This is a genomic window from Aeromonas sp. s10 (assembly GCF_040907975.1).
Taxonomy (GTDB): domain Bacteria; phylum Pseudomonadota; class Gammaproteobacteria; order Enterobacterales; family Aeromonadaceae; genus Aeromonas; species Aeromonas caviae.
The window spans coordinates 30,380-40,077 of record NZ_JBFOCV010000021.1 but is presented as its reverse complement, the minus strand read 5'-3'; the positions used below and the strand labels follow the sequence as shown (position 1 = coordinate 40,077).

Genomic DNA, 9,698 nt, shown 5'->3' with positions numbered 1-9,698 from the left:
CACGTCGTTGGTGATGACATTGCCATTGAGGACCAGGTTGTTCTCGCTCGCCGCCGTCAGGTTGACGTCGCTCACCGCCGTCGGCACGTCGTCCAGCACCACGACATCCAGCCCTGCACTGGTCGTGTCGCCATCAAGGTCCGTCAACACGACGTTGAAGCTCTCCGTCAGAGCCCCATCATTTGCAGGTTTGTTATGTGTTTCGTTATCGTTCAGGGTGTAGCTGTAGGTCACGCTGCCAACCCCTGTCACCGGGTTGTAGCTGACGCCGGTCACCAGCAGTTGATTTCCCAAAGGACTGGGGATCCCCTGGGGGAAGGTGGTCAAGACCTGGCCATTGCTGATCAGCGTCACACCTCCCAGCGTCAGGCTTTGCACTCCATCTGCCGCATTGAATGTAAAGGTACTGCTCTTGGTCAGGGCTGCGCCATCGGGGGCTGAGCCATCCGGCAACGCGGCTTCATCAAGGACAAGCTCACCACCCTCGACCTGCAATCCATTCAGCGAGACAGGCTCATCTACAGGGGTGATGGTGATGGTCATAGTGGAGTCGTTGGTATCATCCCCATCCGTTACGGTGTAATTGACCGCAGGTACAGGGCCTGTGTAGTTCAGCGCAGGGGTAAAGGTATAGGAGCCGTCGGCATTGATGATCAGCGTACCAATCCCATCCAGCGTGCTCTCAACGCCGGCAGCAATTCCCTGATTGCTGCCCCAGCTATAGGAAATGACAGACGTATCAAGGGGACCATCCGGATTGTTGCTGTTGTCGAGCACATTGCCACTGATGGCCTGATCTTCCTGGGTAACAGCAGACTCATCCTGATCATCGAGCTGATTCTCGGGCAGAAGATCGTCTTCCTGCAGCACATTCTGATCGATCAACGTGTCATAGCCGGTATCGAATCCGGCCTCGGCTATGGTCGCATCTCCGATGCGATCTATGACAACAAAACCACCATTGCCACTGGCCCCAGCGACCCCGCCGATACCGCCACCACCACCGGCGGCAGGTGCCCCACCGGCAGCAGAGGCTTCGAAGTTCTTGGTCGGGTCAACCCCTTGCAGGATGGATTGTTGCAACGCCGCAATTTCTGGCGACACTTCAGGCGAGCCTTGCTGATGATTGGCAACCGATGAGGAAGATTGCCCCTCTGGAGGCATCTCTGTCCCTGCCGGGACACCATTGCCCTCTGCAGGTTTGTCATCGTAGGGCGCCAGCATCAATTTGGCATCATCAGCGATATTGAGTCTGGCGCCAGGCTGCAGTCTCTCGCCAGGCTGGAGAGGGCGACTGCTGCCATCGGCAAGCAGGATCTGAACGTTGCCTTCTACGGAAGAGACGACCACGGTTTTGTCGATGATTTGGGTGCGCATATCCATTGCTCCAGGGTGACAGATCTTGATGCCTACACTCTAGATACGCCCCCGTCCTGCTTCCGTTGCAAAAATGTACAGGGTTGAGTCTCTTTGACTTCATCCGATGCAGCGAATCGAACGAATATTTTTTACATATAAAAATCAATTAAGTAACAGCGCGAGTTTTAGTGATATTACCTATATGTCGCGTAAAAATGATGTACATATTCTAAACAGATATAAAAAAGGGCCCTTAATGGGCCCCTTTCTATCGAGTTGTACCGCTTATGCCAGTGGAAATGCAGGGTGAACGAACCCCTGATAACCATCGATATGCAAACTGGACAACAATTCAACCTGCCGTTGATCTTCCACCCGGGTGGCGATGGTCGTGACACCCGCATTGTGGGCAGCCCGACAGACAGCCGCCAGGAAGGAGGTATCGGCGCCTGGTTCCATGACCTGGCTGGTATACCCGTGGTCCACCTTGACATAAGCGGGGGTCAGCTCTTCCAGATAGCCGAGGGACTGGAAGTGCCGGCCATAGTGATCGACCCCCCACAAGAAGCCGTGCTCTCGCAACAGCTCAACCAGAAGAGTCACATACTCTTTGTGTTTCATGATGGCCGCTTCCGGGATCTCGAACAGCAGTTGCTCCTTCAGCTCCACGTTCAGCGACAGATAGCCTCTGAGCCATGTCAGGAACTCATCCGAACAGAGAGAACCCGCCGTGATATTGACTGCCAACACCAATTTCGGTTGTTGCTTGAACAAGGGGACGCAGGCTTCAAGCACCGCCTTGTCAAACTCGGCCCCCATCTTGAACTGCTCGATCGCAGGCAAGAACTGCCCTGCGAAGTAATCCGTTCCATCTCGCGAGATGGCCGCGAACAACTCGGCATGCAGGCGGGTACCATCATCGAAGCGGCATGCAGGCTGTGCCTTGAAGCGCCAGAGATGTCTGGCAATGGCATCCTGCACCAGGTCTCGCCAGGCAAGGCGTCCCATCAGTCCCTGCTCATTGCCGCCTTCCACCACGACGGCACCGCGCCGCTCATTGCGCGCTTTGCCAAGAGCGTTATCCGCCTTCGTCAGCAGGGCCGAGAGATCGTCATTGCCATCACGGCCGGCGATGCCGACGACGGACAGCGCACCGCTTTCTCCCATGGGATTGACAACCAGATCGGCGATACGGCTGTTGATGAGCTCCGCCAGCTCCTTGAGCTGAGAGAGATCATCGGTGGGGCAGAGCAAGGCATACTCCGTCGCCGAGATCCGGGCCAGCGCCGCGCCATCCCAGCCATCCAGCAGTTCCCTGAGCACCTGTGCAATGGACTTGACCATGTTGTCCCTTGCAGCAAAGCCCTCTTCCCGATAGAGATCGTCCAGCATGTCGACGGCCACCAGCATGACCCCGCCCTGCCCGGCCTCCGCAATCCAGGCATTGACCTGCCCGACGAAGTAAGAGCGGTTGCCAAGCCCGGAGACGGCATCCACATAGACGCGGGCTCGCAGATTCTCGGCCTCGTCGGCCTGCTCTTTGAACTGCACGGCAAGCTTGCTGGAAAGGGTATTGATGGCCTGTACCACTTGCCGCAGCTCGCGGGTCTTGGGCTCGGGAATGGCGTGGCCGAAATGGTGCAGCTCGATTTCAACCGCCTGATCGCAAATCAGCTTGAGCGGTTTGAGCAGATAATTGAGCGCCCGCATCAGCAAGAGAGTGGTGACGAGAAAGCCGACCAGGAACCAGGTGGCCAGTTCGCTCATTCCTTTCCATAGCTCGTAGTAGGCTTGTCCAGGGTGGCCGACGACCTTCAGCTTGCCCAGTTGCAGCCAACCCGACGTCAAAATCGACTCATTGGCCACTTCAGGGAACAGATCCAGCCCAATGAACCACTGTGGGACCCCTTCGATATGGCTGCTGTTCTCCAGCTCGATGACATCCTTGGAGGCCAGCAGATCGAGACGGACCAGCTTGTAGTAACCCCCGTCGAACACCGCCTTGATCACGGATTCGGCACTGACCTTGTCGCCGTTCTCCAGATAGGGGGTCAGCGCCAGACCCAGTGCGGTGGACGTATTGATGACGGTGGTCTCCTGCTGCTGCGCCAGGTAGTTGCGGGTCGAATTGAATTGCACCCAATAGGTGGCGGCAAACAGCAATCCGAACAGCAGCAGCATGGTTGCCAATAGTTGTCTGTAGAGCGTCATAGGTTAATCATCCAAATTGACCGCAGGCCGAGCCAATCGCCCCGATGTCATGCGATTGCGTAAGTCTGTCCATAATCCCAAGCGGGATGATTGCCCGGCCAGTTCCCCTTGACCACGCGCCTTCATCAGCCACAAGTGACTACCGTTAAAACTGTAAATTGGCAACAAATCCGCCCGTTGGGTCGCCGGGCGAATTGATCCGACAAGATTGTCCAGAATCAGGGGTACTGCCGCAGGCGTCTCATAGTAGGCAACGACCATATGAAACTGGTTATAATCCAATGCCTTGACATATACCATTCGCATTTTTTCATCAGGGATGCCAAGTTCCAGCAAGGTAAAATACTTGGAAATGCTGAAGTCTTCACAATCTCCTCCTGCTGCGCCCAGAAATTCCAGCGGTGTCGCCCAATAATCCTTCTTGTGCCACAACTTGATGTCATCGATGAAACGCATCTGGTTGAAGAACTGGTTCACCTTCTCCAGCTTCTGCCGATCCGTCAGCCCCGCTGCCTTGTTCTGCATTGCCAAAGTGCGCCAGCTGGTGACCCGTTTGCCGGCCCTAGGGCCATAGGTCTCCTCCGCGCGCTTGACCAGTTTCATATCCTCCGGTGAGAGAGGCTGGCTGGCGCTGAGCAGCAGGGGGATCGCCAGCAGGGCCAGCCATAGCAGGCGAACCCGCCAGGGCGCACGTGCACCTGCGACAGCTCGATACCCATCACGTCGGCTCCAGCCTGTCGATGCCACTTCTTTCTGTGTCATGACGCCGCCATCATCCCCTGACCGCCGGACGCATAAAAGAATGACTGCAGCACGCTGCAGCCATTCCCCTTGCCTGATATGACATCAGTGGCAGGGCCATCAGTTATTGTTGGCCTGCCATTCAGCCGGTTGCTGCACATTCAGGGCGTTGAGCAGACCACCGGTGGCATTGAGGATACGATAATCCGCCAACAGGGAGTCGTACTCGGCCGTGATGTAGCTGCGGCGAGCCTCGAACAGTTCGTTCTCCGTGTTCAGCACGTCCAGCAAGGTCCGTTGGCCCAGGCCGAATTGCTTCTTGTACGCCTGTACGGTGTCATAGCTGGCGTCCACATGCTCTTTGAGGAAGACTTTTTGCTTGGCCAGCGACTCTTTGGCGTTCCAGGCGAGGCGGGTCCCCTCTTCCACCTGACGGAAGGCATTCATGTGAATGTCTTTGGCCTGGGAATAGAGCGCTGAGGTTGCCTTGCTTTCTGCCAGATCGGACCCACCGCGGAACAGGTTGTAACGCATCCGGACCATGGCGGTGAGATCGTCGTTACGGCCTTTGACCGCATCGATGTCCTCGTTCCAGTTCTGATCCACTTCAAAGGCTACGTTCGGGTAGAACCCGGACTTGGAGCCTTCATGCTGGTACTTCGCCTCTTCGATGTCCTGCAGGGATGACAGCAGGGTCGGGTGAACCTCTGTTGCCGTCTTCAGCGCATCTTCCAGTGTTGCTGGCAGGAGCTGGGTGTTCGGTACTGGCTGAACGAGATCCTTGGGCACTTCATTGACGACACGGATGAACTCACTCTCGGCATCCCGATAGTTGTTCTCCGCCGCCGCCTGATTGGAGTAAGCCCGAGCCACACGACCGTCGATCTGGGTCTGGTCAGCGGTCGACCCAAGACCGGAGTCGGTCCGTTTTTGGATGTCACTGCGGATCTGCTCGTGGGTTTCAAGGTTCTGCTTGGACAGCTCCAGAATCTCCTGCTGACGCAGCATGTTGAGATAGACCTCGGCCACGCGCAGGGCCGTGTTCTCCGCCTCGGAGATCATCGCCAGGCGCTGGGCCTGGGCGGCGGCATCGGTCCGTGCCACGTTGCTGCTGACATCAAAGCCGTCAAACAGCATCTGGCGAAGGCTGATCCCGGCCTCCTTGCGCGTCATGGAGTCATCGATCGTCTGTGAATTGGGACCTGCGGCACGGGTCGAGGGACTGTCAGTCTTCTCGTAACCGACGCCACCACGCAGATCAATGGTGGGGTAATAGCCGCCCTTGGCTCCATCATGCTGATACAGTCGTGCCTGATAGAGATCAAAAGCTTCCTTGATTTTCGGATGGGTAGCCAGTGACTGCGCCACTGACTGTTCCAGCGTCTGTGCCTGGCTCAGGCCCGGGAACAGTATGGTGCCACTAACCAGCATGGCAACAATCGTCTTCTTCATGGTATCTCCAGTCATGTTGTTTTTAGATTGTTGGCTTATCGTTCTCTCAGTGCCGACTGCTTAGCCCTCAAGATGGGTTTCAGCAAGTAGTCTAGGACACTTTTTTTACCAGTAATAATATCTGCACTGGCTAACATACCGGGGATGATGGGAAGTGCGTTAAGCTCATCGCCCAGATAACTCTTCTCGGTTCGTACTCGCACCAGATAGAAGGAATTGCCCTCCTCATCCTGGATTGAGTCGGCACTTATCTGTTCAACCTTGCCATGTAAACCTCCATAAATAGTGAAATCATAGGCTGTTATCTTGACCACGGCCTCCAGTCCGGGTCTGAGGAACGCGATGTCCTTGGGCGACACCTTGGCTTCAACCAGCAGGGTGTCTTCCAGCGGCACTATCTCCATCAGGTCCATGCCCGGCTGAACGACCCCACCCAGCGTATTAATCTTGAGCTTTTTGATGGTCCCCTTGAGAGGCGCAATCACACTGGTACGATCGACTCTGTCCCTGAGGCCGACCTGACCCTCCGACAACTGGCTCAACTTGCCTTGACGTTCGTTCAGCTCGGTCTGGGAGTCCGCCCGGAATTTCAGGGCGATATCATTTCGCTTCGAGATGGTCTCCCGCAGTACCGAGTTGAGCTTGGGCACCAGCAGGCGGTTCGCCTCCAGCTCCCCTTGCATTTCGTTGACCTGCCGCTCCAGTTTAATTAGCTCCACTTGAGGAACTATACCCTCTTTTGCGAGAGGACGGCTGATGTTCAGCTCCTGACGAGCCAGATCAACGCTGCGGCCTACGGTCCGGATCTTGGCATTGAGCTCTATGGTCTCCTGCTCTTTCTGCTCGATCTGCTGTCCCAGGATGTAGAGCTGGTTCTTGAGGTTGTTTAAACGCGCCTCCTGCACCGACCTTTCACGGGCGGCATATTCGGCAAATACATTCTCGTACCCTTCGGGGAACTCGATGGCCTGTTTGTCGATGGCTACCTGTTCACGCCACCCCAGATTGGGCTCGTTCTTGACCACCACGCTGCGAATTTCGGCGCGCAGGCGGGCGATATCCCCCTTGAGGGTGACCAGCTCCTGCTCCCGTTCGCGAAAATCCGACTTGAAGCGGGTATCGTCGATGCGCAGCAGTGGCTGTCCCTTCTCGACGATGTCCCCCTCCTTGACGAAGATCTCCTTGACGATCCCCCCTTCCAGGTTCTGGATCACCTGCAACTGGCGCGACGGTATCACCTTGCCCTGGCCGACGGTCACTTCATCCAGCTCTGCCCAGGCTGCCCAGACGATGGCGCTGACAAAAAACAGGAAGCAGGCCCACAGCAGGACTCTGGCACGGGTGGGTGTCGTCAGCAGCACGGCGGCGGCGCCGTCATCCACGTACTCGAGATGCTCGGGTGCAGGCAAGACCGTATCTGAGGGCGTTTTCTTGAACCAGTGGTTAGCCATTCGCCGTCTCCTGCACCCGCACCTTGCCTTCCTTCAATTGCTGCAACACCACCTCTTTGGGACCGTCCGCCACTATCTTCCCCTGCTCCACGACGATGACCCGGGAAGCGACATCCAGCATGGAGGTCTTGTGGGTGATGAGGATAAGGGTGGTTTCGGGGCCGAGCCGCGCCAGCTCCTGCTTCACGTGCATCTCTGACTGGTTGTCCATGTTGGAGGTCGGCTCGTCCATCACCAGAATGGGGGGATCGTTGAGCAGGGCGCGAGCCAGCAGGATGGACTGACGCTGGCCACCGGAGAGCTGACGTCCCCCTTCGCCAATCTGTCTGTCGAGACCGTTGGGATCCCGGTTGGTAAAGTTGGTGACCCCGGCCCGCTTGGCGGCGCGCAAGACACGGGCATCGTCCACCAGGGGATTGCCCAGCATGATGTTGTCCCGTACGGAACCAAAGAAGAGGGTCACATCTTGCGGCACACAGCCGATGTTGCGGCGAATGATGGTCGGCGGCAGTTGGTCCAGCTCAAAGCCATCCAGACGCACTAGGCCGTCAGTCGGGCGATAGAGACCCATCAGCAATTTCTCCAGCGTGGTTTTACCCGCACCGATCCGCCCGATGATGGCCACCTTCTCACCCGGCTCGATGCGCAGGTTGATGTTGTGCAGGGTGCTGCTCTCCATGCCCGGATACTTGAAGGAGACATTTTCAAACTCGATGCGCCCCTGGATGACCGGATGGTGGATGTACTGCCTGCCCTCCTCCTGCTCACCCGGCGTCATCATGATCTTCTCCAGGATTTCGAGCGCCGACTTGGCCTGGTTGTAGCGAGTGGAGAGTACCGAGAGCTGCACCATGGGGGCGATGGCCCGGCTCGACAGCATCACGGCCGCTATCATGCCCCCCATGGTCACCAACCCTTCCGAGATCTGGTAAACACCGACGATCACCAGTCCCACTGTCACCACCTGCTGGATGTAGCTCGCCAGAGAAGACATGGAGTTGGTGATGCGCCGGGTCTGCACGCCCCAGGTCGAGATGTGGGACACCGCCTGCTCCCAGCGGTGCTGGAACATGCTCTCGGCCCCGAAAATCTTCACGGTCTCAAGGCCCGAGATGCTTTCGATCAGATTGGCGTTCTTCTGGGAGGCGAGCCGGGAGCCCTCCTCGATGGATTGCTTCAGCGGTGCCTGAATGTAGAAGCTGTAGGCCACCAGGATCAGGATGGCGATGATGGGCACCACCACCATGACACCGGCGAAAATCCAGATGATGAAGAGGAAGAAGATGGCAAACGGCAGATCGATCAGGGTGGAGACGGTGGCCGACGTGAAAAACTCGCGCACCGATTCAAACTCCTGCAAGTGCTTGGCAAAGGCACCGGTCGACGCAGGCCTGGACTCCATCTTCATGCCCATCACCTTGGCAAAGATTTTGGCCGACAACAGCACGTCGGATTTCTTGCCTGCAATATCGATGAAGTAGCTGCGCAGCTGGCGCATCACGAAGTCGAAGGTGAACACCACCATGGCTCCAACTGCCAGCACCCAGAGGGAGTCGAATGCCAGGTTGGGCACAATCTTGTCATAGACGTTCATGGTGAACAGGGGGCTGGCGATGGCAAACAGGTTGATGAGGATCGAGGCCACCAGCACATCCCGATAGATACCGCGGGACTCGAACAAGGTGCTCCAGAACCAGTGACCATCACGGGTCTCCAGCACTTTGGGCGAGCGCTCATCAAATTTGAACTGCCGCTTGACGTAGAACAGACGACCATTGTACTCGTCACCCAGCTGGGCAAGACTGACCCATTGAGCCGCGTCTCCGGCCTGGGGAAAGATGACCCTCGCCTGGGTGCGTTCTTCATTCCATTCAAGCAAGATGCAGGCGCCGCCATTGCGCGTCTGCAAGACGCAGGGCAGCAGCAGGGAGGAGATCTGTTCAAGGGGCTGGATCACTTCGCGGGCAGAGAGACCGCCCCGCTCGGCGGCACGACTGAAGAGCGCCGTGCTGAGACGCCCGGAGACCAGTGGCAAGCCGGTGGTGAGAGCATCCTGACTGTTGGGCACCCCGTAAAAGCGGGTCAAAAAGACCAAGCACTCCAACAGTTCATCTATATGGCTGGTTTCTGCTTGCATAGCATCCCATCAAACATGATTCAGAAGGTTGTCTCGGGGCCGAATATCCAAAGCCCGGCGGCGATCCGGAAAAACAGAACAGACCTCGCCACCCAGACCCACAACCCGATTAGCGCACAGAGCCGGGACACTGCATGTCTCGCCTCCCTCACAGATTTTCATGCCGGAAACGGAGGGGACATACCAGGCACCTGATGTTGCCAAGAAATATGCCACCCGGTTCGAAGAGACACCGCCCGGTATACAAACTGCAAAGAGTTATTGATAACTATATCTTTTTTCAAGCCGACCATCTTATCAAGGTGACTTGAACGAAACTATACTCCAAAGACTGAATTTCATCTAAT

Annotated in this window: 6 protein-coding genes; all 6 read right to left on the bottom strand. The window is 56.8% G+C overall.

What is annotated here, in order from left to right:
* On the bottom strand, positions 1 to 1,377 hold a 1,377-nt coding region (locus tag AB5Y59_RS05370; RefSeq protein WP_368211608.1), incomplete at its 3' end, for a retention module-containing protein.
* A 267-nt stretch (positions 1,378 to 1,644) separates the two neighbouring features.
* On the bottom strand, positions 1,645 to 3,570 hold the full coding sequence (locus tag AB5Y59_RS05365) for an EAL domain-containing protein (protein WP_139737592.1): 1,926 nt from the start codon (positions 3,568 to 3,570) through the stop codon (positions 1,645 to 1,647).
* Positions 3,571 to 3,573: 3 nt separating this feature from the next.
* Positions 3,574 to 4,332: a transglutaminase-like cysteine peptidase gene (locus AB5Y59_RS05360; RefSeq protein WP_223917454.1), complete on the bottom strand. Its 759-nt coding sequence runs from the start codon at positions 4,330 to 4,332 to the stop codon at positions 3,574 to 3,576.
* 99 nt (positions 4,333 to 4,431) lie between these two features.
* Positions 4,432 to 5,763, bottom strand: a complete 1,332-nt coding sequence (locus AB5Y59_RS05355; protein WP_010675164.1) for a TolC family outer membrane protein — start codon at positions 5,761 to 5,763, stop codon at positions 4,432 to 4,434.
* Between the two features lie 35 nt (positions 5,764 to 5,798).
* Positions 5,799 to 7,214 carry an HlyD family type I secretion periplasmic adaptor subunit gene (locus AB5Y59_RS05350; RefSeq protein ID WP_010675165.1) on the bottom strand — a complete coding sequence of 472 codons (1,416 nt, stop codon included), beginning with the start codon at positions 7,212 to 7,214 and terminating at the stop codon, positions 5,799 to 5,801.
* Positions 7,207 to 9,351: a type I secretion system permease/ATPase gene (locus AB5Y59_RS05345; protein WP_039040368.1), complete on the bottom strand. Its 2,145-nt coding sequence runs from the start codon at positions 9,349 to 9,351 to the stop codon at positions 7,207 to 7,209. Before AB5Y59_RS05345 ends, AB5Y59_RS05350 begins: the two co-directional genes overlap by 8 nt.
* Positions 9,352 to 9,698 lie beyond the last annotated feature (347 nt).